Consider the following 25,445-nt stretch of genomic DNA (forward strand, 5'->3'; position numbering starts at 1 on the left):
TTGACTCATGGCACACAAAAAAGCTGGTGGTAGTACCCGTAACGGTCGCGACTCAGAAGCCAAACGCCTTGGCGTGAAGATGTATGGCGGCCAGGTTATCATTCCGGGCAACATCATCGTGCGTCAGCGCGGCACCCAATTCCACGCCGGTTACGGTGTTGGCATGGGTAAAGATCACACTCTGTTCGCTAAAATCGACGGCGTGATCAAGTTTGAAGTAAAAGGCGCTTTCAACCGCCGTTACGTGAGCATTGTCCCGAAGACTGAAGTCGTCGCGGCATAATTACGTAGATGCTGGAAAAGCCCTGTCTCGCGACGGGGCTTTTTCGTTTGTGGGGTGAGTCTCTTGCAAAGCTGTTTGTAATGAGCTCCAGCGCTGGATTTGCGGTCGTTGATTGAGGTCGCTGCGCTCATTTTTGCAAGAGTCTTATGTCTGGATTTTTTCGGCTCGTCCGTATGGCGAGAGGCGTTTTGTTATGAAGTTTGTTGATGAAGTATCGATTCGAGTAAAGGCCGGTGACGGCGGCAACGGTTGCATGAGCTTCCGTCGCGAGAAATTCATCGAAAACGGCGGCCCTAACGGCGGCGACGGTGGTGACGGCGGCTCGGTCTACATGATCGCCGATGAAAACCTCAACACCCTGGTGGACTACCGTTACACCCGGCATTTCGATGCCGAGCGCGGTTCCAACGGCGGCAGTACCGACTGCACCGGCAAGAAAGGTGAAGAGCTGGTGTTGCGCGTTCCGGTCGGCACCACGGTCATCGATGCTGCCACTCAGGAAGTGATCGGCGACTTGACCAAGGCCGGTCAAAAGCTGCTGGTGGCCCATGGCGGCTGGCACGGTCTGGGTAACACTCGTTTCAAATCCAGTACCAACCGCGCTCCGCGTCAAACCACTCCGGGTAAGCCGGGTGAGGCGCGTGACCTGAAGCTGGAAATGAAGGTGTTGGCGGACGTTGGTTTGCTGGGTTTGCCAAATGCTGGCAAAAGTACCTTTATCCGTTCGGTATCGGCCGCCAAGCCGAAAGTCGCCGACTACCCGTTCACCACGCTGGTGCCGAACCTGGGTGTGGTCAGCGTCGATCGCTGGAAAAGCTTCGTGGTTGCGGACATTCCGGGCCTGATCGAAGGTGCCTCTGACGGTGCTGGCCTGGGGATTCGTTTCCTCAAGCACTTGGCGCGTACCCGTTTGCTGCTGCACCTTGTGGACATGGCGCCACTGGATGACACCAGCGCTCCGGATGCGGCTGAAGTGATCGTCAGCGAGCTGACCAAGTTCAGCCCGTCCCTGGCTGAGCGTGATCGCTGGCTGGTGCTGAACAAGTGCGACCAGATCCTTGAAGAAGAGCACGATGCTCGCGTCAAGGAAATCGTTGATCGCCTGGAGTGGACCGGTCCGGTTTACGTGATCTCCGCCATCTCCAAGCTCGGTACCGAGCGTCTGTGCCACGACATCATGCGTTACATGGAAGATCGTGCTGACCGCCTGGCGAACGACCCGGCTTACAAGGAAGAACTGGCCGATCTCGATCAGCGCATCGAAGACGAAGCGCGCGCTCAGTTGCAGGCCCTGGATGACCAGCGTGCCCTGCGTCGCAGCGGCGTGAAGTCGGTCCATGACATCGGTGACGATGATTGGGATGAAGAAGATGTGGATGACGAAGACGGTCCGGAAATCATTTACGTGCGTGACTGATCTGTTGCGATAAACTTGAACGCCGCTCCCTGGAGCGGCGTTTTAGTATCTGGAAATCGATTGTTGGTAACAAATAGCCACGATTAACGTCACGGGCAGCGCTGGGTCGCGCTGCCCTCAAGCTAAGGTTGAAGATGATGCGGAGCAAGGTGACAGGTGCGCAGCGTTGGGTCGTGAAAATCGGCAGCGCGTTGCTGACGGCGGACGGCAAGGGCCTGGATCGCGCGGCAATGGGTGTCTGGGTCGAACAGATGGTGGCCTTGCATGAGGCGGGCGTCGAGCTGGTGCTGGTGTCCTCCGGGGCGGTAGCAGCGGGCATGAGCCGTCTGGGCTGGACCGTGCGACCCAGTGCAATGCACGAATTGCAGGCAGCTGCCGCCATCGGTCAGATGGGGCTGGTTCAGGCGTGGGAGTCGAGCTTTGCCGAGCATGGCCGGCACACTGCGCAGATTCTTCTGACTCATGACGATCTGTCCGACCGCAAGCGCTACCTGAATGCCCGCAGCACCTTGCGTGCCTTGGTCGAGTTGAAAGTGATCCCGGTGATCAACGAAAACGACACTGTGGTCACTGACGAAATCCGTTTCGGCGACAACGACACGCTCGCGGCGCTGGTGGCCAACCTGGTCGAGGCTGATTTGCTGGTGATCCTGACGGATCGCGACGGTATGTTCGACGCCGATCCGCGCAACAATCCCGATGCCAAGCTGATTTACGAGGCGCGTGCTGATGATCCGGCGCTGGATGCAGTGGCGGGCGGTACCGGTGGTGCGTTGGGTCGTGGCGGCATGCAGACCAAGTTGCGTGCGGCGCGCTTGGCGGCCCGTTCCGGTGCGCACACCATCATCGTCGGTGGGCGCCTTGAGCGTGTGCTGGATCGCCTGAAGGCGGGCGAGCGCATCGGCACCTTGCTGTCGCCAGAGCGCGGCATGCTGGCGGCGCGCAAGCAGTGGCTGGCCGGGCATCTGCAAACTCGCGGCACGCTGGTGCTGGATGCTGGTGCGGTGACGGCGCTGTCCCAGGGCAATAAAAGTCTGCTGCCGGTGGGTGTCAAACTGGTTCAGGGCAGTTTCCGTCGCGGTGAAATGGTGGTGTGCGTGGCGCCGGACGGTCGTGAAATCGCCCGTGGCCTGGCTAACTACAGCGCGCTGGAAGCACAAAAAATCATCGGTCAGTCGTCTGAGGCGATTGTCGGTCTGTTGGGTTACATGGCGGAGCCGGAACTGGTTCACCGCGATAACCTGATCCTGGTCTGAAGGAATATTTGAATGCGCGTGGCAAAAGGATTGTTGGGCTTGCTGTTGGCAATGCCGCTGCTGGCTTCGGCCGAGGAAATTGGCCAGGTGTCGACGGTGTTCAAGTTCGTCGGTCCGAACGACCGCATCGTCGTTGAGGCATTTGATGATCCGAAGGTCGAAGGCGTGACGTGCTACCTGTCCCGAGCCAAGACGGGCGGTGTGAAGGGTGGTTTGGGCTTGGCTGAAGATCGAGCGGAAGCGTCCATTGCGTGTCGTCAGGTCGGTCCGATCAACTTCAAGGGTGAGTTGAAGGATGGCGAAGAAGTGTTCAAGGAGCGTACTTCGCTAGTGTTCAAGACCATGCAGGTGGTGCGCTTCCTCGACAAGAAGCGCAATACGCTGGTGTATCTGGTCTACAGCGATCGCTTGATCGAAGGCAGTCCGCAGAATGCGGTGACGGCGATTCCTATCTTGCCTTGGGCGCAGGCTCAATAATCTGGCGCGATTCGAAATGTAGGAGTGAGCCTGCTCGCGATGGCGGGGTGTCAGTCGGCATTAGTGCTATCTGATACACCGCCATCGCGAGCAGGCTCACTCCTACTTTTTTGCGCGGCGTTTGTTAAATCGCAGGCAATAAAAAACCGACCCTGGGGTCGGTTTTTCAACAAGCTTATCGCTTATGCGGCAACAGCAAGGTTCAGAGCCTTGACGTGACCGTTCAGGCGGCTCTTATGGCGAGCAGCCTTGTTCTTGTGGATGATGCCTTTATCGGCCATACGGTCGATAACTGGCACGGCCAGAACGTAAGCAGCTTGAGCTTTTTCAGCGTCTTTTGCGTCGATGGCCTTAACTACATTCTTGATGTAGGTACGAACCATGGAACGCAGGCTGGCGTTGTGGCTGCGACGCTTCTCAGCCTGTTTTGCACGTTTTTTGGCGGAAGGTGTGTTGGCCACCGTCGAGCTCCTCGAAAGACTTTTTAGGAAATAGCAAACAAAATAGGCCGCGAATCATGCCGATGAGTTGATGTCTTGTCAAGGGCGGTTGAGACGTTCCGCTAAGTGGTAGGTATAAAGAGGCGGGATATTTATTTCCGGCGCTTGACCTGTAAACTCGCGAGCTTTGGCTCTGTGCTGCTGCGGCGCGGAGTATCGCATAAGTGGGCGCTTTGTTCGCCTGCTGTTTATCGACAGGCACAAACTCTTTCAATGAATCTGCTCAAATCGTTGGCCGCCGTCAGCTCTATCACGATGCTTTCCCGGATTCTGGGGTTCGTCCGTGACACCCTCATTGCGCGTATTTTTGGTGCGGGAATGGCGACCGACGCCTTCTTTATCGCCTTCAAACTGCCCAATCTGCTGCGCCGGATCTTCGCCGAAGGGGCGTTTTCCCAGGCGTTTGTGCCGATTCTTGCTGAATATAAAAGCCAGCAAGGCGAAGAGGCGACTCGAACCTTTATTGCCTACGTCTCCGGACTGCTGACCCTGGCGCTGGCAGTGGTCACTGTGTTGGGCATGCTCGCTGCGCCGTGGGTCATCTGGGTGACCGCGCCCGGTTTCACCGATACCCCGGAAAAATTCGAGCTGACCTCCAGCCTGTTGCGGGTGACATTCCCTTATATATTGCTGATCTCCCTGTCTTCATTGGCCGGGGCGATCCTCAACACCTATAACCGTTTCTCGGTGCCTGCCTTCGTGCCGACCTTGCTCAACGTCAGCATGATCATCTTTGCGGTGTTCCTGACACCGTATTTCGATCCGCCGGTCATGGCGCTGGGTTGGGCGGTGCTGGCGGGTGGTCTGGCGCAGTTGCTCTATCAACTGCCGCACCTGAAAAAGATCGGCATGCTGGTGCTGCCACGCCTGAACCTGCGTGACAGTGGCGTGTGGCGGGTCATGAAACAGATGCTGCCGGCGATTCTCGGCGTTTCGGTGAGCCAGATTTCGCTGATCATCAACACCATTTTCGCGTCGTTCCTGGTCGCCGGCTCTGTGTCGTGGATGTATTACGCCGACCGCCTAATGGAATTGCCGTCCGGCGTGCTGGGCGTGGCGTTGGGTACGATCCTGCTGCCGACCCTGGCCAAGACCTACGCCAGCAAGGATCGCGCAGAGTATTCGCGGATTCTCGATTGGGGGCTGCGCCTGTGCTTTGTGCTGGTGCTGCCGTGCTCGCTGGCGTTGGGGATCCTGGCTGAGCCGCTGACGGTCTCGCTGTTTCAATACGGTCAGTTCAACGCCTTCGATGCGTCCATGACTCAGCGGGCGCTCATTGCATATTCGGTCGGGTTGCTTGGGATTATCGTGATCAAAGTGCTGGCGCCGGGCTTTTATGCGCAACAAAACATTCGCACGCCGGTGAAAATCGCAATTTTCACCCTGGTGGTTACCCAGTTGTTCAACCTGGTGTTGATCGGGCCGTTGGCTCACGCCGGTCTGGCTCTGGCGATCAGCGCCGGTGCCTGCCTTAACGCCGGGTTGTTGTTCTATCAGCTGCGCAAGCAGCAGATGTATCAGCCGCAGCCGGGCTGGGCGAAGTTCGGTGCAAAACTGGTGGTTGCGGTCACCGTGATGTCCGCGGTGTTGCTGGTAGGGATGCACTTCATGTCGGCCTGGGATCAGGGCCACATGCTTGAGCGATTCCTGCGTCTGGGCGCTCTGGTAGGGGCTGGCGTGGTCTCCTATTTCGGCATGTTGCTGTTGATGGGCTTCCGTTTGCGCGACTTCAATCGCAAGGCGCTGAACTGAGGCTTTTGCCTCGATAAACACGGGCGGGCCGACGGTTTTGTCGGTTCGATCACTTTGGGTTACGGTGTTGCCTGTCGTCGGCCGCCGGGTGTGGTTATAATCGACCACTTTATGAGCAAGAAGCGCGTTATGCAGCTGGTTCGAGGCCTCCACAATCTGCGCCCCCAGCATCGGGGCTGTGTCGCCACTATTGGCAACTTTGACGGTGTTCACCGTGGTCACCAGGCTATCCTGGCCAGGCTGCGTGAGCGTGCGCTCGAGTTGGGCGTGCCCAGCTGCGTGGTGATTTTCGAGCCGCAGCCGCGGGAGTTTTTCGCCCCGGAGACAGCGCCGGCCCGCTTGGCGCGACTGCGCGACAAACTTCAGCTTCTGGCTGACGAAGGCGTCGACCGGGTCCTGTGCCTGGCCTTCAACCAGCGCCTGAGCAAGCTCAGCGCCAGCGAATTCGTTGATACCATTCTGGTGGACGGTCTCGGCGTGCAGCATCTTGAGGTCGGTGACGACTTCCGCTTCGGCTGTGACCGGGTAGGGGATTTCGATTTCCTGCAACAGGCCGGCGTCATGCAGGGCTTCACCGTCGAAGCGGCGCAAACCGTTGAGCTGGACGGCATTCGCGTCAGCAGCACCCAAGTGCGAAATGCCCTGGCCGCTGCCGATTTTGCCTTGGCAGAGCGCCTGCTCGGTCGGCCGTTCCAGATTACCGGGCGAGTCCTGCATGGCCAGAAACTGGCGCGCCAGTTGGGTACGCCAACTGCCAACATTCAACTCAAGCGCCGTCGTGTGCCGCTCACCGGGGTTTACCTGGTCGACGTCGACATCGACGGCAAGACCTGTCCAGGCGTCGCCAATATCGGCGTGCGGCCCACGGTCCAAGGGGATGGCAAAGCCCACCTCGAAGTACATCTTTTAGATTTTGCCGGCGATCTGTATGACCGGCGTTTGACGGTGGTTTTCCACCACAAGCTGCGTGAAGAGCAGCGTTTCGCCTCTCTGGAGGCGCTTAAGACGGCGATCAATGCGGATGTCGCCGCCGCCCGTGCCCTGTCGCACCTAGCGCCAATCGCTAATGAAGAGCCATAAATGACCGACTATAAAGCCACGCTAAACCTTCCGGACACCGCCTTCCCAATGAAGGCCGGCCTGCCACAGCGCGAACCGCAGATTCTGCAGCGCTGGGACAGTATTGGCCTGTACGGAAAGTTGCGCGAGATTGGCAAGGATCGTCCGAAGTTCGTTCTGCACGACGGTCCTCCGTACGCCAACGGCACGATTCACATCGGTCATGCGCTGAACAAGATCCTCAAGGACATGATCATCCGCTCGAAAACCCTGTCGGGTTTCGATGCTCCTTATGTTCCGGGCTGGGACTGCCACGGTCTGCCGATCGAGCACAAAGTCGAAGTGACCCACGGCAAGAACCTGGGCGCGGACAAGACCCGCGAACTGTGCCGTGCCTACGCCACCGAGCAGATCGAAGGCCAGAAATCCGAATTTATCCGTCTGGGCGTGTTGGGCGACTTCGCCAACCCGTACAAGACCATGGACTTCAAAAACGAGGCCGGTGAAATCCGCGCGCTCGCCGAAATCGTCAAGGGCGGTTTCGTGTTCAAGGGCCTGAAGCCTGTGAACTGGTGCTTTGACTGCGGTTCGGCCCTGGCTGAAGCGGAAGTCGAGTACGAGAACAAAAAGTCCTCGACCATCGACGTGGCGTTCCCGATTGCCGATGAAGCCAAGCTGGCTGCCGCTTTCGGTCTGCCATCGCTGGGCAAACCTGCTTCGATCGTGATCTGGACCACCACCCCGTGGACCATCCCGGCCAACCAGGCGCTGAACGTTCACCCGGAATTCAACTACGCCCTGGTCGATGTCGGCGACAAGTTGCTGGTGCTGGCTGAAGAGCTGGTTGAATCCTGCCTGGTCCGTTACAGCCTGGAAGGCTCGGTCATCGCGACCACCACCGGTAAAGAACTGGAACTGATCAACTTCCGTCACCCGTTCTACGACCGTCTGTCGCCGGTTTACCTGGCCGACTACGTTGAACTGGGCGCTGGCACCGGCGTGGTTCACTCCGCTCCGGCCTACGGCGTGGACGACTTCGTGACCTGCAAGAAATACGGCATGGTCAACGACGACATCCTTAACCCGGTGCAAAGCAACGGCGTATACGCGACCTCGCTGGAATTCTTTGGCGGCCAGTTCATCTGGAAAGCCAACCCGGCCATCGTCGACAAGCTGACCGAAGTCGGTGCGCTGCTGCACACCACCATCATCGAACACAGCTACATGCACTGCTGGCGTCACAAGACCCCGCTGATCTACCGCGCCACCGCGCAGTGGTTCATCGGCATGGACAAAGAGCCTGTCAGCGGCGATACCCTGCGCAAGCGCGCTCTTAAAGCCATCGAAGAAACTCAGTTCGTTCCGGCCTGGGGCCAGGCGCGCTTGCACTCGATGATCGCCAACCGTCCGGACTGGTGCATCTCCCGTCAGCGCAACTGGGGCGTGCCGATCCCGTTCTTCCTGAACAAGGAAAGCGGCGAGTTGCACCCACGTACCGCCGAGCTGATGGAAGAAGTCGCCAAGCGCGTTGAAGTCGAAGGCATCGAAGCCTGGTTCAAGATGGACGCTGCCGAGCTGCTCGGCGACGAAGCGCCGCAGTACGACAAGATCAGCGACACCCTGGACGTCTGGTTCGATTCGGGCACCACGCACTGGCACGTCCTGCGCGGTTCGCACCCGATGGGCCACGAAACCGGTCCACGCGCCGACCTGTACCTGGAAGGCTCGGACCAACACCGTGGCTGGTTCCACTCGTCGCTGCTGACCGGTTGCGCCATCGACAACCACGCGCCATACCGCGAACTGCTGACCCACGGCTTCACCGTCGACGAGTCCGGCCGCAAGATGTCCAAGTCGCTGGGCAACGTGATCGCGCCGCAAAAAGTCAACGACACCCTGGGCGCCGACATCATGCGTCTGTGGGTAGCATCCACCGACTACTCGGGTGAAATGGCGGTTTCCGAGCAGATCCTGCAACGCAGTGCGGACGCCTACCGGCGGATCCGTAACACCGCGCGCTTCCTGCTCTCCAACCTGACCGGTTTCAACCCGGCCACCGACATCCTGCCGGCCGAAGAAATGCTCGCGCTGGACCGTTGGGCCGTGGATCGCACCTTGCTGCTGCAACGCGAGCTGCAAGAGCACTACGGCGAATACCGCTTCTGGAACGTCTACTCCAAGATCCACAACTTCTGCGTGCAGGAGCTGGGCGGTTTCTACCTCGATATCATCAAGGACCGTCAATACACCACTGGCGCCAACAGCAAGGCCCGCCGTTCGGCGCAAACTGCGCTGTACCACATCTCCGAAGCGCTGGTGCGCTGGATCGCGCCGATCCTCGCGTTCACCGCCGACGAACTGTGGGAATACCTGCCGGGCGAGCGTAACGAATCGGTGATGCTCAACACCTGGTACGAAGGCCTGACCGAGCTGCCGGAAAACGTCGAACTGGGCCGTGCCTACTGGGAGCGGATCATGGCGGTGAAGGTCGCTGTGAACAAAGAAATGGAAATCCAGCGCGCGGCCAAAGCCGTCGGTGGCAACCTGCAAGCCGAAGTGACGCTGTTCGCCGAAGACGCCCTGAGCGCCGACCTGGCCAAACTGAGCAACGAACTGCGCTTCGTACTGATCACCTCGACCGCCAGCGTTGCGCCGTTCGTACAGGCTCCGGCCGATGCAGTGGTCACCGAAGTCAGCGGCCTGAAGCTGAAAATCGTCAAGTCGGCCTTCGCCAAGTGCGCCCGTTGCTGGCACTGCCGTGAAGACGTCGGCGTGAACCCGGAACATCCGGAAATCTGCGGTCGTTGCGTCGATAACATCAGCGGCACTGGCGAGGTTCGTCACTATGCCTAACGCCATTGGCCGTTTTGGACGGCTGGGCTGGCTCTGGTTGAGTTTGCTGGTCCTGGTCATCGACCAGGCCAGCAAGTTCTACTTCGAAGGCTCGCTGAAAATGTACCAGCAGATCGTGGTGATCCCCGATTACTTCAGCTGGACCCTGGCCTACAACACGGGCGCGGCATTCAGCTTCCTGGCCGACAGCTCGGGCTGGCAGCGCTGGTTGTTCGCCCTGATCGCGGTCGTGGTCAGTGCGGTGCTGGTGGTGTGGCTCAAGCGTCTGGGGCGCAACGAAACCTGGCTGGCCATCGCGTTGGCGCTGGTCCTGGGTGGTGCGCTGGGCAATCTGTACGACCGCATAGCCCTGGGCCATGTGATCGATTTCATTCTGGTGCATTGGCAGAACCGCTGGTACTTCCCGGCGTTCAACTTCGCCGACAGTGCAATTACTGTGGGTGCGGTAATGCTGGCGCTGGACATGTTCAAATCAAAGAAGACCGGAGAAGCAGTTCATGACTGAACAGGTATTGGCTGAGCAACGCATCCGCCAGAACACGGAAGTCACCTTGCACTTTGCACTGCGCCTGGAGAATGGCGACACCGTCGACAGCACCTTCGACAAAGCCCCGGCGACCTTCCAGGTCGGCGACGGTAACCTGTTGCCAGGTTTCGAAGCGGCCCTGTTCGGCTTCAAGGCCGGCGACAAGCGTACGCTGACGATTCAGCCGGAAAACGCTTTCGGTCAGCCGAACCCGCAAAACGTACAGATCATCCCGCGTTCGCAGTTCAAGGACATGGACCTTTCACCGGGTTTGCTGGTGATCTTCAACGATGCGGCGAATACTGAGCTGCCTGGCGTGGTGAAAGAGTTCGATGACGAGCAAGTGACCATCGACTTCAACCATCCGTTGGCCGGCAAGACATTGACCTTTGACGTGGAAATCATCACCGTCAAATCGCTGTAACTGACTGAATGCGGTCAAATGTAGGAGCAGAGCTTGCTCGCGAAGGCGTCATCACATTCAACATCAATGTCGACTGACACACCGCTTTCGCGAGCAAGCTCTGCTCCTACAGGATGTAATGTTCTAATTTCCTGCGCGCAAGACACGAGGCACAGCATGCAAATCAAACTCGCCAACCCCCGTGGCTTCTGCGCTGGTGTGGACCGGGCGATCGAAATCGTCAACCGCGCCCTGGAAGTCTTCGGGCCGCCGATCTATGTGCGCCACGAAGTGGTCCACAACAAATTCGTCGTCGAAGACTTGCGCGCTCGCGGCGCGATCTTCGTTGAAGAGCTGGATCAGGTGCCGGACGACGTCATCGTGATCTTCAGTGCACACGGCGTTTCCCAGGCTGTGCGTACCGAAGCCGCCGGCCGTGGCTTGAAGGTGTTCGACGCCACCTGCCCGCTGGTGACCAAAGTGCACATCGAGGTCGCGCGTTACAGCCGCGATGGCCGTGAATGCATCCTCATCGGCCACGCCGGTCACCCGGAGGTCGAAGGCACCATGGGCCAGTACGATGGCAGCAATGGCGGCGCGATTTACCTGGTCGAGGACGAGAAAGACGTCGCCGCGTTGCAGGTGAATAACCCCGAAAAGCTGGCGTTCGTGACCCAGACCACCCTGTCCATGGACGATACCAGCCGCGTCATCGACGCCCTGCGTACACGCTTCCCGGCGATTGGTGGCCCGCGCAAGGACGACATCTGCTACGCCACGCAAAACCGTCAGGACGCCGTCAAGACGCTGGCCGACGAATGCGACGTGGTGCTGGTTGTCGGCAGCCCGAACAGCTCCAACTCCAATCGCCTGCGTGAGCTGGCCGAACGCATGGCCACTCCGGCCTACCTGATCGACGGCGCTGAAGACCTGCAAAAGAGCTGGTTCGACGGTGTCGAGCGCATCGGCATTACCGCAGGTGCCTCTGCACCGGAAGTACTGGTGCGTGGCGTGATCCAGCAGTTGCAGGCCTGGGGCGCCACCGGTGCCGATGAACTGGCGGGTCGCGAGGAGAACATCACGTTCTCCATGCCGAAAGAGTTACGCGTCCGTTCGCTGCTTTGATTTTTTTCCTTTCTCGCACAACGCCTGCACAGCCTTGATGCTGCGCAGGCTGACGCGACCGCTCGGGGCCAGCACCACTTGGTGCTGACTCACTGGCTCGAGTTTTGCGCAAACATGCAATGTCCCCGCTTGAAAGCCTCCGTGCTGCGGTTCGCCGAGATGGCTGAATCGTACTGAAGTCCTGACATAGTAATTGCCGACAACCGGTACCCGAGTGTCACTCCGGCGCTCTACCAGCAGCGGATTGCTGCTGTCCTCATGTCCCTTGCCATTTAAATCCAGAATCATCCGCCAGCCTTGGCCCCAATCGTCGTTTATCCCGTGTATGACGACAGCCTGGTTTCGCGTGATCGCCTCGCTTCTGGCGCTGCGCATGCCACTGACAAGTGACTTCGCTGCCTCCTCTTGATGGTTCGATTCCGTGAGCGCTGCAAACGCCGGACTGACCAGATGCAGAACAATCCCGACAATCGTCAGTCCCATGAGCAGTTCAATCAGACTGAAACCCTGTTGACGCATGACATCTCCTTCCCTGGAGTGCGGTGGCCCGCGCAATCCTTGCGCGAGTAATGGCAAAACAACCGACATCTGTCGGTCGGATGTTCTAGCGTGTAACAGCAGGTATAGCCGACGGCAACGGAGGGCATCGATGGATCATCGTACAAAAGGTTTCACGCTGATCGAGTTGCTGGTCGCGCTCGCAGTCTTTTTGATTCTGATCACCCTGGCAGTACCGGCGTTTACCCGTTCGGTGCAAGGCACCAAGGCCGATACCGAGATGGGCGACCTGCAGCGCGCTTTGAATTTCGCCCGGCTTGAAGCCATCGACCGCGGCATCACCACCCGGGTGCGGCCGACGGCAGGTGGCAGCGTCTGGACCGGAGAATTGGCGGTCTATGACAGTACTGGCACGGCGCCCAATGTATTGCGGGTTGTTCCAGCGATGAGCAGCGGCGCGACTCTGACGCTAACCTCAGGAGTGACCGCCATCGATTTCAACAATCTGGGCGGTCTGTCGGCACCGTCCACGGCGGTGGTGATCAGCTACGTACTGGGGGCGCAAAGCAGGACGCTGAATGTGTGTTTGAACGGACGAATTCTATTGGGTGGAAGTTGCGGATGAGGGGATGGAGCAAGCGTGCACAGGAGGGCATGACGCTGATCGAGGTTCTCGTGGCGTTGTTGATTTTGAGCGTGGGCCTGTTGGGGGCGGCGGCGTTCCAGCTCAATGCGCTGAAGTACACCGACAGTTCGCGGATGACCAGTCAGGCCAGTTTTATCGCCTACGACATGATGGACCGCATCCGCGCCAACGCCGGCGCCGATTACACGGTCACGCCGCCGACGTCGGGCAACCTCAACGTTGCCAGGGATCAGGACCTCTACGACTTCACCTCCAATATCGTCAGTATGCTCGGCGCCACCGCTACGGGCAGCGTCACCCTCAATCAGCGGGTGTACACCATCACCATTACCTGGGACGACTCGCGGGCTGCCAATGCCGCCAATTCCCGTCGCAGCTTTGTGCTGACCAGTCGCGCCGCCGTCGATCCGGTGGCGACGCCATGAACCGGCTCAACAGAGGTTTCGGCCTGATCGAAATGTTGATCGCGTTGGCATTGAGCCTGGTCGTGGTGCTCGGTGTGGCGCAGATTTTCATAGCGGCCAAGAACACTTATGTCAGCCAGAACGCGGCGGCGAACATGCAGGAAGATGCACGTTTCGTGCTGAGCAAAATGATTCAGGAAATCCGCATGGTGGGGATGTTTGGTTGTCTGGGGACGATCACCGATGCAAGCGCCGGTGCGAGTTTTACTGCCAGCCAAATAACGCCGATCAACTGGGACAATGCCAACCTCAAGCTGACCCTGGTGACCGCCGATGTCGGAGCGGGTGGCGGTACGCCGACCTGGACGGTGGTTTCGGATTGCCGAAACACGGCGACGGCTTACTCCAATGTGCAGGCTCCCGCCACAGGGCAATTGGCGTTTCCGATTCGACGATTGATCTACAGCCTCAAGAACGGCCAACTGACGATGGGCAGTGGCATCGGCACGCCGACTCAGGCAGTGCTTGTCGACAACGTCAGCAAATTCGACGTGAGCTTCGGCCTCGCTGCGTCGACCACCGATACGGCCGCTTCCAGTTACAGCACCAACCCGTCCGACCCTGCGCGAATCCGTAGTGTGCGCCTGACGCTGACACTGAGAGATCCGAACAGCCGGGTCCGCGATCAAACTTTCAACGTGGTTGCCGCTTTGCGCAACCGCTTGCCATGAGGGGAGGGTCGATGAATTTTTCTCCCGCGACCTCTCACGCCCAGCGCGGCATGGCGCTGCTGGTCAGCCTGGTGTTCCTTCTGTTGCTGACGCTGATTGGCATTTCATCGATGCAGAACGCAACCCTGCAGGAAAAGATGGCCAGCAGCGTGACCCTGCGCAATCAGTCGTTCCAGATCGCCGAAGCCGCGTTGCGCATCGGCGAAAGTGCGGTTCAGCTCGATACCTATACATTGCCGGTTTGCAGCGGCAATCAATGTTTGCCGCCCGCCGAGTCATCGATCATCACGGCTGCCGGTCTCAATTCCTCCTCGGGTGTCACCTGGATCGCGGCCGCCAACGGTTTCTATGGGGTACAGAACATCGGCACCACGTTGAATGCCGTGAATGTGCCGAGCAACACCTCTGCGACGCTTTATCGGGTCACGGCTGTAGCCATCGTGGGCAACAACGTGCGCAGTGTGGTGGAGAGCATCTATGCCAAGTACTAATAGCTGCTCAAGGATCTGGCGGTTGCTGACGGGCGTTGCATTGGGCCTGTACCTGACAGCCCCTGCGTACGCGTTCACACCCTCGGACTCGCCCCTGCTGAGCGCTGCGGCGGTTGCGCCCAACGTGATGCTGCTGATCGATGATTCGGGAAGCATGAACAACATCATTTGGGCGCCGGGTTTCGATCCGACGATCAGTCGCCCGCAAATTGCCAATTGCAGTTCGAACGGCTCGTGTCTGAGCGGTCAGAACCTGGACATGGACGATACCAACATCGCCTTGTCGAGCCTGAATCGTGGCGGGTGCTCCACCAGTGGCAACTGGTACGGTTTTTATCGGGGCTTCCTGGGGCTGTCATCGATATGCCTGAAGCTGCCCGACCCGGTGGGCAACGAAAACACGCGTTATACGGCTAACTATCTGTCTTATCTGGTGACACTGGCCAACGGTTCAAACAGGGATTTCACCACCGGCACCGGTGCGATCCCCAATGATTACCGCATCAGCGTTGCGCAAGATGTATCCACCAATCTGGTCACCAGCAACCGCTCATTGAGAATAGGCCTGGCGACATTCAACCCTTCTGTCAGTGGCAACTCCGGCCCCGGCGGTTTTATCGCCCGCGCGGTCAGTGATCTGTCTCCCGTCAGTGGTAGCGTTACTCAGGCCCAGGCGGACACCAACTACAACGCCTTGATCTCTTCGATCAATGGTTTGAGTGCAATCGCCAGTACCCCGTTGGCGGAAACCTATTACGAGATCACGCGGTACATGCGCGGCATGGCGCCGTACTACAACTCGACGCCAACCACTTACACCAGCCCGATCCAGTATCGCTGCCAGAAAAACTATGGCGTGGTGATCACCGATGGCCTGCCTACGTTCGACCGGACCTTCCCGACCAACGATCCGCTCGGTGGCACCCGCTTGCCGAACTGGGACGGCAACAGTGCGAACGATGGCGACAACCTCTCCGGTGATGGCGAGGGGGATACGTTGTACCTGGACGACATCGCCAAGTTCGCCTTCGACATCGATATGCGCACCACCGGTACCGACGCCGGTGGCAAAAGCTGGAACGCCGCAGATTTCCCCAAACAGAACATGAACACCTACACCGTGGGTTTCACCGCCGCGAACCAGATGTTGTCGGACGCCGCTGGTTACGGGCAGGGCAAGTACTACCAGGCGACGGACAGTGCCGGTCTCAATACCGCGTTGTCATCAGCACTGGGCGACATCACGTCGAAAGCCGGTTCCGGCGGGAGCGGCACCACCAGCAGTGCAATCGTCGGGGTCGGTTCCGCTTACTACCAGACCAGCTACGACCCCAAGGATTGGCGCGGCACCATCAAGTCTTACGGGTTCACCGCCACCGGCTCGGTCAATACCTCCACGGTGCTCTGGACGACTGATACGGCCATCGTGCCCGGCGCCACAGCGCCGACTTACCAGTCGTGGAACAACGTGAGCAACGCTCCCGTCACGCTGGCCTTCGCCAATTTCGCCCCGGCACAGCAGACGGTGCTGAATCAGGGCCTGCCCACCGGCATCACCGGTAGTGACCTTGTGGAGTGGAGCAAGGGCACCAACAAGACCGGGTTGAAAGTACGCAGCGTGTTGCTCGGCGACATCATCAACTCGCCTTTGGTGCTGGCCTCGCCAACGGAAAAAACCGCCTCCGATCTGGTCAGTGACACCAGCTACAGCACCTATCTGGCCACCAAATCCAGCAACATGAACACCAGTCTGGTGGTCAATGCCAACGATGGTTTTGTCAGCGTCATCAATTCGGGTAACGGCGCCAGACGTTATGCCTACATGCCATCCAGTGTTTTGCCATCGTTGCGCTATATCGCCGATACCGCCTACATCAACGGCGTCAGTCACAGGTTTCTGGTCGACGGTCAGGTTGGCGTTTTTGATGCACAACTCAACAGTGCCTGGAAAACCCTGGCGCTCGGCGGAACAGGCGCGGGGGGCAAGACGTTCTACGCCTTGCAGCTGTTTGACGCCTCGGCCGGCAACGTGACCAAGGCGTTGTGGGAAATCAGTGCACCTGCCACAGCAAACACGGCGAACGTTTTCAATGATCTGGGTTATGCCTACGCCCGTCCGGAAGTGGCACGCTTGGCGGATGGTCGTTGGGCGGCGTTCATCTCCAACGGCTACGGCAGCAATTCGGGTGTGGCCGCGTTGTACGTGGTGGATATCCGCGATGGCTCGCTGATCAAGAAAATCGTCATCGACAGCACGGAAACCACCAACGGTTTGTCGTCGGTGAAACTCAAGGTCAACTCGCAGAATGTGGTGCAGGCCGCCTATGGCGGGGATCTGAAAGGGCGTTTATGGAAGTTTGATTTGAGCGGCGCCACCACGGACACCTGGGGCGTGGCGTTTTCCGGCAAACCGTTGTTCACGACAGCGGGCGGCGCCACCCAGCCAATCACCGCGCAGCCGTTGTTGGCGGACAATTCACTGGGCGGCAAAGTGGTGTTTTTCGGTACCGGCAAATTCAATGAGACGGTCGACAAGACCAACAAGGATCTGCAGGCGTTCTATGCGGTGTGGGATGCTGACGGCGGCTCTGGACAGATCACTACGTCCAGTTTGCAGATCCAGTCAGTGACGGGAGTGTTCTCGGGAAGCACGGGGCAGTTCATCACCACCAGCCAGAACGAAGTGACCTATCCGGCGGAGAAGGGCTGGTATTTGCCGCTGGTCTACAACAGTGTTTTGACCGGCGAGCGGGTGATTAACCAGGCAGCCCTGGTGTTGGGGCGAATCGTATTTACCACGGCCATTGTGGACACCACGGATCCTTGTGCCAGTTTCGGCACTGGTAAAGTGGTCGAGCTGGATGCGTTCAGCGGTAAGATGCTCAACTATGCGGTGCTCGACACCACTGGCGATGGGCTAGTCGACAGCAACGATGCGATATCCAGCGGGGTGATTTTCACTAGCGGGATGCCATTCTTGAGCGCCGTTACCAACGGCGGCACCGGCAAGATCGTAACCGATACAGGTTCAACGGTGACCAAGCTGACCGAAAAAGGCGGCGGTGGCAGCCGTCGCATCATGTGGCGACAAATACAGTAAGTGAGAGTTGAGGCATGCGCAGATCCAACCGAGGTTTTACCCTGATCGAAATCATGATCGTGATTGCGATCATCGGGATCGTCATCACCATTGGCTACCCGAGCCTTACCGAATACGTGAAAAAGGGCCGCCGGGCTGAAGTGGCCGGGCTTCTCTCCGAGCAGGCGCAGGTTCTTGAACGGTTTTACTCGAAGGGTAATGTCTACACCGGTGCCACCGGCCTGAGCGTCGGCAATGACTATTACACCATCACCCCGACCCTGACCGACCAGACCTTCCTGCTGACCGCTACACGCAAGGCCGGCAGCATGGCGACTGACAAGTGTGGCGATTTCACCATCACCAACACCGGTGTCAGAAGCATGGTCAACGCGACGGCCGGACTGACCACCAAAGATTGCTGGGGTCGCTGAGTTTTTTTCGGGCGCCTTTTGCGCCTCCTGTCTCTTTAACGGTTGGATCGGAACATGACCATGCAACAGCAAGTGGTGATAGTCGGCGGCGGTGTGATTGGCCTGCTGACAGCGTTCAATCTCGTGTCGCAAGTACAGAGCGTTGTGCTGCTGGACCGTTCGAATGTCGGTCAGGAATCGTCCTGGGCCGGTGGCGGCATCGTTTCGCCGCTCTACCCATGGCGCTACAGCCCGGCAGTTACCGCGCTGGCCCATTGGTCTCAGGACTTTTATCCACAGCTGGGCGAGCGCCTGTTTGCCGCGACCGGGGTTGATCCTGAAGTGCACACCACCGGCCTGTACTGGCTGGACCTGGACGATGAAGCCGAGGCGCTGGCCTGGGCCGAGCGGGAAAACCGTCCGCTGCGGGCTGTGGATATCTCGGCAGCGCACGATGCGGTGCCGGTCCTGGGTGGCGGTTTCACCCGCGCGATCTACATGGCCGACGTGGCCAACGTGCGCAATCCGCGACTGGTGAAATCCCTCAAGGCTGCCTTGCTGGCGATGCCGAACGTGACGATTCATGAGCAGTGCGAAGTCAGCGGGTTCGTTCGCGAAGGCGAGAAAGTCGTCGGCGTGCAGACTTCGGCAGGCGCGATCCACGGAGAACAGGTGGTGCTGACGGCTGGTGCCTGGAGCGGTGATTTGCTCAAAAGCCTGGGCCTGGCGTTACCGGTTGAGCCTGTGAAAGGGCAGATGATTCTTTACAAGTGCGCGGCGGACTTCCTGCCGAGCATGGTACTGGCCAAGGGGCGTTATGCGATTCCTCGCCGGGATGGACACATTCTGATTGGCAGCACGCTGGAACATGAAGGCTTCGACAAGACGCCGACCGGCTCTGCGCTTGAGAGTCTGAAAGCGTCTGCGGTGGAATTGATTCCAGCGCTGGCGGATGCCGAGGTGGTCGGGCATTGGGCGGGGCTGCGACCGGGTTCACCGGAGGGCATTCCCTACATCGGCCGGGTGCCGGGCTTCGATGGGTTGTGGCTCAACTGCGGGCATTACCGTAACGGTTTGGTGCTGGCGCCGGCGTCGTGCCAGTTGTTTGCGGATGTGATGCTGGGCAGGGCGCCGATCATTGATCCGGCGCCGTATGCGCCGGCCGGGCGGATCTAGTCGCGAAACATTCGTCGCCTTCCAGAACGCTTTCGCGGGCAAGCCTCGCTCCTACAGATGTCAATCGTCGTTGATCTTGTAGGAGCGAGGCTTGCCCGCGAAGGGGCCCTCAATCCAGCCCGAATTTCTTCAACCTGTAACGCATCGACCGAAACGACAAATTCAATCGCTGAGCCGCCGCCGTGCGGTTCCAGCGGGTTTCCTCCAGGGCCTGGAGGATGAGTTTGCGTTCTACGTTTTCCAGATAGTCTTCCAGATTGTCGATCTGCGTCAGGTCCGGCGCACCGCTGTCGGCGCTGCAATTGCCTTCGGCCAGTCGCAGGTCACTGGCTTCGATCTGCTTGTTGTCGCACAAGGTGTGCGCGCGTTCGAGCATGTTCTCCAGTTCCCGCACATTGCCCGGAAAGCGATAGCTTTTCAGCGCTTCAAGCGCTTGTGGGTGGAGTTTCGTGGCGGGTTGGCCGCTGGCTGCCGCCAGACGCTTGAGCACATGACCGGCCAATGACTCGATGTCGTCGCGGCGTTCGCGTAAAGGCGGAACCCGCAGTTCGATCACATTCAGCCGGTAATACAAATCCTGACGAAAGCGTTCAGCGGCGACTTCGGCGTCGAGGTCTTTGTGGGTGGCGCAGAGGATCCGCACATCGACCACGGTTTCCTGCTGGCCGCCAACGCTGCGAACGGCTTTTTCCTGAATCGCCCGCAGCAGTTTGACCTGCATCGACAGCGGCAAGTCGGCCACTTCGTCGAGGAACAGCGTGCCACCCTGCGCGGCCTGGAACAGCCCGGGCTTGTCTTCGATAGCGCCGCTGAAACTGCCTTTGCGATGGCCAAAAAACTCGCTTTCCATCAGTTCCGACGGTATCGCCCCGCAATTGACCGGGACAAACGGCTGGTTGGCGCGCGGTCCTTGTTCGTGGATCAGTCGGGCGACCAGTTCCTTACCGCTGCCAGACTCGCCGCTGATGTAGACCGGCGCCTGACTGCGGGCCAGTTTGTCGATTTGTTTACGCAGGTTACGCATGGGCAGCGAATCGCCCAGCAACCGTCGGTCGATGGCTGCGCCCGGTGCCGGCATGCGCAGGGCGCTGGTGACCAGTTCGCGCAATCGCGTGAGGTCCACCGGTTTGGTCAGGAAGTCGAAGGCGCCGGCCTTGAGGGCGTTGATCGCCGTTTCGAGGCTACCGTAGGCGGTAATCATGGCCACCGGCAGGTTTGGGGCGCGTTGCTGGATATGTTGCACCAGCTCAAGACCGGTGCCGTCCGGCAGGCGCATGTCGGTCAGGCACAGGTCGAAGGTCTCACGCTTCAACAGCGCTTGGGCTTCGCCGAGGTTACGGGCGCTGAAGGTGTCGAGTTTCATCCGTCCCAGGGTGATTTCCAGGAGTTCGCGGATATCCGGCTCGTCGTCGACGATCAGGACTTTTTGCCGTGGGCTCATGTTCAACTTTGTTTCCGTCCGTGAGCAAAGGTGATGCGAAAGCAGCCGCCATCATGGCGTGGCTTGAAGTCTAGGCGGGCCTGGTTGCTTTCGCACAGCTCACGGGACAGATACAGCCCCAGGCCTGTGCCTTGGGCGCTGGTGGTATAGAACGGTTCGAACAAATGCACCTGCTGGTCCGGTGCTACGCCGGGGCCATCGTCCCGAACCTCGATGATCGGCAACTGGCTGTCGGGGTCGACAAACAAATCGAGCCAGACCTGTGCCTGATCGTGGACCTGAGCGCTATGACGCCAGGCGTTGCGCAACAAATTGTCGAGAATCTGGGTGAGCTGGTTCGGGTCCATCAGGGTTTTGACGTCGCCTGAACCGATGCGCAGGTGAATCTGCTGACGATCGAGCGCACTTTCGCGACTGTCCGCAACGAACTGCTCCAGCCACGGCTTCAGATCGAGTCGTTGCGGTACGGTTTGCTGGCGGCGGGACAGTTGCAGGACGTTTTCGATAACCCGATTCATTCGCTGAGAGTGGTCTTGAATAATCTGGGTCAGACGCCGATCCGCGCCGTTCAGTTCCTCCGATTCCTGCAATAGCTGAGCGGCATGACTAATGGCGCCCAAAGGATTGCGAATTTCGTGGGCGATACCGGCCGTCAGGCGACCCAAAGCGGCGAGCTTCAGTTGTTGGGCCTGTTGGGCGATTTGTGCGAGATCTTCCAGGAAGACCAGGGTTTGGTGGTGCGGGCTTTGGGCCAGGGCAATGAAGCTCGGTTGCAGTTCCAGGCCGCTGTTGGCGATTTTCAGGCTCTGGGGGCGCAGCGTCGGATTGTTCCGCCACAGTTGCAGGCGTTCGACCAGAATGGGCGAGCAGTCGTCGATCCGTTGGCCTTCGAGAGTGTCTCGACCCAGTAAGATCAGCGCGCTGTGGTTGGCCAATTGCACCCGCAGTTGCCCGTCGAGCACCAGGATGCCAGTGCGCATGCGTTGCAGGATCAATGCATTGAGGGCTTCGAGGCCCACCACTTCGCTGGCCCGTTGTTCGGCGAGGGTTTCGCTGACTTCCAGGCGTTGGATCAAGCCTTGCACCAGCAACGCTGCAGCAAAGCACAGCGCACCGAGGGTGCCGGCTTGCAGGTAATCGTTGGGGCTGGCGGGATGGTTGAAGCTCAGGAGAAAGCTCAGCCCGACGATGCCGAGCGCGCCGACGGCGGCGATCAGCAGGCCGATGCGGTTTCGCAACAAGGCGTTGCTGATGGCCACCGAGACGATCAGCAGGTTGCCGATGGCGCTGGCGACACCGCCGGCGGCGTAGAACAAGCCACACAACAGCAGGACATCAATCAGCGCCAGCCCGAACAGTTGCGCCGGGCGGCGGGTGTTCTCGAAGAAGACCACCAGCAAGATGTTCAGCACCAGGTACAGCCAGCTGCCACTGCGCAACAGGCTGTCATTGGCGAACGTCAGCAACTGGTTGTCCAGGTTGCTGGAGATCAGCAGCACCAAGGTGATGCCGACGCTTAGACGGTAGAGGTGATAAAGGCGCAGCAGTCGCTGAGCCTGTTTGCTGCCGGGACTGGACGTCTCAGCGATCACTGGAGCCCGGGCCTTGCTCGAGGTGAGCCTGGCTGCAATACCACTGTTGTTGAAGGCTCAGCGCGCGGTCGCGGGGCAGGTGTACGCCGCAATGGGCGCAGCGGACCATGGGCGCGGCTTCCAGTTCGGCAGGGGACTTGGGCACAGAAGCCTGGCCCTTGAACTTGCGCCAGAACCATACCGCTGCGGCAATCAGGGCGATCCAGAACAGTAAACGAAGCATGATGAGCTGCTTTATGACGAGTGATTAAGCAGTTTAGCCAAGGACATGACGGGCGCACAGCGTAATAAAAACCGCGCAATAAAAAAGGGAGACTCAAGAGTCTCCCTTTTTGCACCACCGGTCGTATCAGTCGAACACGCCGAAGGTCATGTAGCTGAACCACGAGCGGTCGCTGTTGTTGCCTTCCGCTTCGTGATTTTCTTCTTCGATCACGTCGCCATTTTCATCTTTAGGCTTGAGATCGTTCGGAATCGCGTCTTTGGCGTCCCGGAATTGTCTCTGCACGTCCTGGTTGGCGCGGGTTTCGCCCGGCGGCAGCGGTGGGCGGGATTCGATCAGGCCCAGAGTCGCCTTGCTCAACCACGAACGGTTGTCGGCTTCGTCGACCGTTGGCACGAACTGACCGTCTACCAGCGTTGGGTGGTTCGGGTAGTTGAGCTTCAGGGTTTCGAGGCTGGTGGCTGCCAGGTCGTCCAGGTGCAGACGCTGGTAGGCTTCAGTCATCACCGCCAGGCCGTCGCCGACCGATGGGGTTTCCTGGAAGTTTTCCACCACGTAACGACCACGATTCGCGGCAGCGACGTAGGCCTGACGGGTCAGGTAGTAGTCGGCGACGTGAATCTCGTAGGCCGCCAGCAGGTTGCGCAGGTAAATCATGCGCTGCTTGGCGTCCGGCGAGTAACGGCTGTTCGGGAAGCGGCTGGTCAGCTGGGCGAACTCGTTGTAGGAGTCGCGGGCAGCACCCGGGTCACGCTTGGTCATGTCCAGCGGCAGGAAACGCGACAGCAGGCCGACGTCCTGGTCGAAAGAGGTCAGGCCCTTGAGGTAATAGGCGTAATCCACGTTCGGATGCTGAGGGTGCAAACGAATGAAACGCTCGGCGGCAGACTTCGCAGCCTCAGGCTCGGTGTTCTTGTAGTTGGCGTAGATGAGCTCGAGTTGAGCCTGATCGGCGTAGCGACCGAACGGATAACGCGACTCCAGCGCCTTCAGCTTGGCTGTGGCGGCGGTGTAGCTATTGTTGTCCAGATCTTGCTGAGCCTGCTGGTACAGCTCGACTTCGCTAAGGTTTTCGTCTACGACTTCCTTCGATGAGCAAGCAGCGGTCAATGCGAGGATGGCGATCAGCAGCAGGTGTTTCACTTGCATGGCGGCTTGCGTCCCTATGACGGCCGCTGTCTTGGGCGGGGCCGTCCTGTTATGATGAGCGCCCCGTTGAATAGCCTCGGGGCAAAAGACGCCGTATTTAACCACAAGCGCGCAGCCGAAACCAAAGGCTGTGCCGACGCCTAGTCTGAGCATGTCCGATAAAATTGAACTTCGCGCAGAGGTGCCGTCCGAATTGGGCGGCCAACGCCTCGATCAAGTCGCCGCACAATTATTCGCTGAGCACTCGCGCTCGCGCCTTTCCGCCTGGATCAAAGACGGCCGCCTGACTGTGGATGGGGCGGTTATCCGCCCGCGAGACATCGTTCACGGTGGCGCCATTCTTGAACTGACTGCCGAGCAGGAAGCTCAGGGCGAATGGATCGCTCAAGACATTGAGCTGGACATCGTCTATGAAGACGACGACATCCTGGTGATCAACAAGCCTGCGGGCCTGGTGGTGCATCCGGCTGCCGGTCACGCTGATGGCACCTTGCTCAACGCCTTGCTGCACCACGTGCCGGACATCATCAATGTGCCCCGCGCCGGTATCGTGCATCGTCTGGACAAGGACACCACCGGTCTGATGGTGGTGGCCAAGACCATTCAAGCGCAGACGCAGCTGGTTACACAGTTGCAGAGCCGTAGCGTCAGCCGGATCTACGAGTGCATCGTAATCGGCGTCGTGACGGCGGGCGGCAAGATCAACGCGCCGATCGGTCGTCACGGCCAGCAACGCCAACGCATGGCCGTGATGGAAGGTGGCAAGCAAGCCGTCAGCCATTACCGTGTGCTTGAGCGTTTCCGCTCCCACACTCACGTGCGGGTGAAGCTGGAAACCGGTCGTACGCACCAGATTCGCGTGCACATGGCGCACATCAACTACCCGTTGGTCGGAGATCCTGCCTACGGCGGTCGTTTCCGTATCCCGCCAGCCGCCAGCCAGACCATGGTCGATTCCTTGAAGACGTTCCCGCGCCAGGCGCTGCATGCGCGGTTCCTGGAGCTGGATCACCCGACTACCGGTAAACGCATGAGCTGGGAATCGCCACTGCCGGACGATTTCGTCTGGTTGCTGACGCTGCTCAAGCAAGACCGTGAGGCGTTCATCGGATGAGTGACTGGCTGATTCCCGACTGGCCTGCGCCTGCCGGGGTGAAGGCCTGCGTCACCACCCGTGCGGGCGGCGTCAGTCTGGCGCCGTTCGACAGCCTCAACCTCGGCGATCACGTCGACGACAGCCCCGAAGCTGTTGCCGAAAACCGCCGTCGCCTCACCGATCATTTCTCCATGCAGCCGGCCTGGTTGAAGCAGGTTCACGGCATCGCCGTGGCTCATGCGGACCCAAGCCTTGTGGCCACCGCCGATGCCAGCTGGACGGCAACGCCCGGCATTGCCTGCGCGGCGATGACGGCTGATTGCCTGCCCGCGTTGTTTTGCGACCGTGCCGGCACTCGCGTCGCTGCCGCCCACGCCGGTTGGCGCGGGTTGGCGGCGGGCGTGCTCGAAGCGACGCTCGATGCGCTGGCCGTGCCCTCGGAAGACGTGCTGGTCTGGCTCGGTCCGGCCATTGGCCCGCAAGCCTTTGAAGTCGGCCCGGAAGTACGGGATACCTTCATCGAGCAATTGCCCGAATCCGCCAAAGCCTTCGTCCCAAGCCAAAACGCTGGCAAATTCATGGCTGACATCTATGAGCTGGCGCGTTTGCGTCTGGCGGCTCGTGGTGTCACTGCTGTTTATGGTGGCGGTTTCTGCACCGTGACCGATCCCCGCTTCTTTTCTTACCGCCGCAGCCCTCGCACCGGTCGGTTTGCCTCCCTTGTCTGGTTGGATCGCTAGACTTCCCTGACCTGCATCAACGTCACGACGCTTGAAACTCCCAGAATCGACCACATCTATAGCGGTATCTGGCAGGTTTCTTCATTCAGGATGTTTTATAGGTCCGGCCTGCTCA

At 59.5% G+C, this 25,445-nt stretch carries 25 protein-coding genes; 19 read left to right on the plus strand and 6 right to left on the minus strand.

Annotation, left to right across the window (positions count from 1 at the left end; all coding sequences use genetic code 11):
* Window positions 1–7: 7 nt before the first annotated feature.
* The 4 genes from rpmA (at window position 8) to ACYZUC_RS24470 (ending at window position 3,433) form a co-directional block, all read left to right on the plus strand.
* Window positions 8–283 (plus strand): 50S ribosomal protein L27, encoded by a 276-nt coding sequence (gene rpmA / locus ACYZUC_RS24455; protein ID WP_003215862.1) that lies wholly within the window; start codon window positions 8–10, stop codon window positions 281–283.
* A gap of 193 nt (window positions 284–476) precedes the next feature.
* A complete protein-coding gene (cgtA, locus tag ACYZUC_RS24460; protein ID WP_008028831.1) occupies window positions 477–1,700 on the plus strand; it encodes an Obg family GTPase CgtA in 1,224 nt (407 codons plus the stop codon).
* A 137-nt stretch (window positions 1,701–1,837) separates the two neighbouring features.
* Window positions 1,838–2,956 (plus strand): glutamate 5-kinase, encoded by a 1,119-nt coding sequence (gene proB / locus ACYZUC_RS24465; RefSeq protein ID WP_017340857.1) that lies wholly within the window; start codon window positions 1,838–1,840, stop codon window positions 2,954–2,956.
* Window positions 2,957–2,968: 12 nt separating this feature from the next.
* Window positions 2,969–3,433 (plus strand): CreA family protein, encoded by a 465-nt coding sequence (locus tag ACYZUC_RS24470; RefSeq protein ID WP_253405043.1) that lies wholly within the window; start codon window positions 2,969–2,971, stop codon window positions 3,431–3,433.
* 182 nt (window positions 3,434–3,615) lie between these two features.
* On the opposite strand, the gene rpsT is transcribed toward ACYZUC_RS24470, so the two are convergent.
* Window positions 3,616–3,894, minus strand: a complete 279-nt coding sequence (gene rpsT / locus ACYZUC_RS24475) for a 30S ribosomal protein S20 (protein WP_008154937.1) — start codon at window positions 3,892–3,894, stop codon at window positions 3,616–3,618.
* A 252-nt stretch (window positions 3,895–4,146) separates the two neighbouring features.
* On the opposite strand from rpsT, the gene murJ reads away from it, so the two are divergent.
* The 6 genes from murJ (at window position 4,147) to ispH (ending at window position 11,651) form a co-directional block, all read left to right on the plus strand.
* The gene (gene murJ, locus ACYZUC_RS24480; protein WP_461990917.1) at window positions 4,147–5,685 is read left to right on the plus strand and encodes a murein biosynthesis integral membrane protein MurJ; all 1,539 of its coding nucleotides are present in this window, start codon (window positions 4,147–4,149) and stop codon (window positions 5,683–5,685) included.
* 129 nt (window positions 5,686–5,814) lie between these two features.
* A complete protein-coding gene (gene ribF, locus ACYZUC_RS24485) occupies window positions 5,815–6,765 on the plus strand; it encodes a bifunctional riboflavin kinase/FAD synthetase (RefSeq protein ID WP_461990918.1) in 951 nt (316 codons plus the stop codon).
* Window positions 6,766–9,597 carry an isoleucine--tRNA ligase gene (ileS, locus tag ACYZUC_RS24490; RefSeq protein ID WP_461990920.1) on the plus strand — a complete coding sequence of 944 codons (2,832 nt, stop codon included), beginning with the start codon at window positions 6,766–6,768 and terminating at the stop codon, window positions 9,595–9,597.
* Window positions 9,590–10,102, plus strand: a complete 513-nt coding sequence (gene lspA / locus ACYZUC_RS24495) for a signal peptidase II (RefSeq protein ID WP_017340852.1) — start codon at window positions 9,590–9,592, stop codon at window positions 10,100–10,102. Before ileS ends, lspA begins: the two co-directional genes overlap by 8 nt.
* Window positions 10,103–10,109: 7 nt before the next feature.
* Entirely contained in the window at window positions 10,110–10,547 is a 438-nt protein-coding gene (fkpB, locus tag ACYZUC_RS24500; protein WP_177318884.1) for an FKBP-type peptidyl-prolyl cis-trans isomerase, read from the plus strand.
* 156 nt (window positions 10,548–10,703) lie between these two features.
* Entirely contained in the window at window positions 10,704–11,651 is a 948-nt protein-coding gene (gene ispH / locus ACYZUC_RS24505) for a 4-hydroxy-3-methylbut-2-enyl diphosphate reductase (RefSeq protein ID WP_008028815.1), read from the plus strand.
* On the opposite strand, the gene ACYZUC_RS24510 is transcribed toward ispH, so the two are convergent.
* Window positions 11,628–12,170, minus strand: coding sequence for a GspH/FimT family pseudopilin (locus ACYZUC_RS24510; RefSeq protein WP_461990922.1), 543 nt, complete (start codon window positions 12,168–12,170; stop codon window positions 11,628–11,630). The two genes, ispH and ACYZUC_RS24510, sit on opposite strands and share 24 nt — an antisense overlap.
* Window positions 12,171–12,300: 130 nt before the next feature.
* On the opposite strand from ACYZUC_RS24510, the gene ACYZUC_RS24515 reads away from it, so the two are divergent.
* Genes ACYZUC_RS24515 through thiO form a run of 7 tightly spaced genes read left to right on the plus strand, consistent with a single transcriptional unit; the run spans window position 12,301 to window position 19,089 of the window.
* Window positions 12,301–12,774: a GspH/FimT family pseudopilin gene (locus ACYZUC_RS24515; RefSeq protein ID WP_461990924.1), complete on the plus strand. Its 474-nt coding sequence runs from the start codon at window positions 12,301–12,303 to the stop codon at window positions 12,772–12,774.
* Window positions 12,771–13,220 carry a type IV pilus modification protein PilV gene (gene pilV / locus ACYZUC_RS24520; protein ID WP_008028808.1) on the plus strand — a complete coding sequence of 150 codons (450 nt, stop codon included), beginning with the start codon at window positions 12,771–12,773 and terminating at the stop codon, window positions 13,218–13,220. Before ACYZUC_RS24515 ends, pilV begins: the two co-directional genes overlap by 4 nt.
* Complete coding sequence (locus tag ACYZUC_RS24525; RefSeq protein ID WP_461990926.1) at window positions 13,217–13,930, plus strand: PilW family protein; 714 nt, start codon at window positions 13,217–13,219, stop codon at window positions 13,928–13,930. The genes pilV and ACYZUC_RS24525 overlap by 4 nt, the downstream gene beginning before the upstream one ends.
* A gap of 11 nt (window positions 13,931–13,941) precedes the next feature.
* Window positions 13,942–14,421 carry a pilus assembly PilX family protein gene (locus ACYZUC_RS24530; protein WP_461990928.1) on the plus strand — a complete coding sequence of 160 codons (480 nt, stop codon included), beginning with the start codon at window positions 13,942–13,944 and terminating at the stop codon, window positions 14,419–14,421.
* Window positions 14,408–17,521: a pilus assembly protein gene (locus ACYZUC_RS24535; protein WP_461990929.1), complete on the plus strand. Its 3,114-nt coding sequence runs from the start codon at window positions 14,408–14,410 to the stop codon at window positions 17,519–17,521. Before ACYZUC_RS24530 ends, ACYZUC_RS24535 begins: the two co-directional genes overlap by 14 nt.
* 14 nt (window positions 17,522–17,535) lie before the next feature.
* On the plus strand, window positions 17,536–17,934 hold the full coding sequence (locus ACYZUC_RS24540) for a type IV pilin protein (protein WP_461990931.1): 399 nt from the start codon (window positions 17,536–17,538) through the stop codon (window positions 17,932–17,934).
* 54 nt (window positions 17,935–17,988) lie between these two features.
* Window positions 17,989–19,089: a glycine oxidase ThiO gene (gene thiO / locus ACYZUC_RS24545; protein ID WP_461990933.1), complete on the plus strand. Its 1,101-nt coding sequence runs from the start codon at window positions 17,989–17,991 to the stop codon at window positions 19,087–19,089.
* A gap of 109 nt (window positions 19,090–19,198) precedes the next feature.
* Here the strand turns inward: thiO and ACYZUC_RS24550 are convergent, their stop codons facing one another.
* The 4 genes from ACYZUC_RS24550 to ACYZUC_RS24565 all read right to left on the minus strand — a co-directional run bounded on the left by ACYZUC_RS24550 (window position 19,199) and on the right by ACYZUC_RS24565 (window position 23,494).
* Complete coding sequence (locus ACYZUC_RS24550) at window positions 19,199–20,530, minus strand: sigma-54-dependent transcriptional regulator (protein WP_461990935.1); 1,332 nt, start codon at window positions 20,528–20,530, stop codon at window positions 19,199–19,201.
* A 2-nt stretch (window positions 20,531–20,532) separates the two neighbouring features.
* A complete protein-coding gene (locus tag ACYZUC_RS24555) occupies window positions 20,533–22,122 on the minus strand; it encodes a sensor histidine kinase (protein WP_461990936.1) in 1,590 nt (529 codons plus the stop codon).
* On the minus strand, window positions 22,112–22,345 hold the full coding sequence (locus ACYZUC_RS24560) for a PP0621 family protein (RefSeq protein ID WP_008037883.1): 234 nt from the start codon (window positions 22,343–22,345) through the stop codon (window positions 22,112–22,114). The genes ACYZUC_RS24555 and ACYZUC_RS24560 overlap by 11 nt, the downstream gene beginning before the upstream one ends.
* Before the next feature lie 126 nt (window positions 22,346–22,471).
* Window positions 22,472–23,494, minus strand: coding sequence for an outer membrane protein assembly factor BamD (locus ACYZUC_RS24565; protein ID WP_461990938.1), 1,023 nt, complete (start codon window positions 23,492–23,494; stop codon window positions 22,472–22,474).
* 151 nt (window positions 23,495–23,645) lie between these two features.
* On the opposite strand from ACYZUC_RS24565, the gene rluD reads away from it, so the two are divergent.
* A complete protein-coding gene (gene rluD / locus ACYZUC_RS24570) occupies window positions 23,646–24,608 on the plus strand; it encodes a 23S rRNA pseudouridine(1911/1915/1917) synthase RluD (protein WP_008028788.1) in 963 nt (320 codons plus the stop codon).
* Window positions 24,605–25,330 carry a peptidoglycan editing factor PgeF gene (gene pgeF / locus ACYZUC_RS24575; protein WP_461990940.1) on the plus strand — a complete coding sequence of 242 codons (726 nt, stop codon included), beginning with the start codon at window positions 24,605–24,607 and terminating at the stop codon, window positions 25,328–25,330. The genes rluD and pgeF overlap by 4 nt, the downstream gene beginning before the upstream one ends.
* Window positions 25,331–25,445 lie beyond the last annotated feature (115 nt).

This window comes from Pseudomonas sp. GT1P32 (assembly GCF_054897805.1).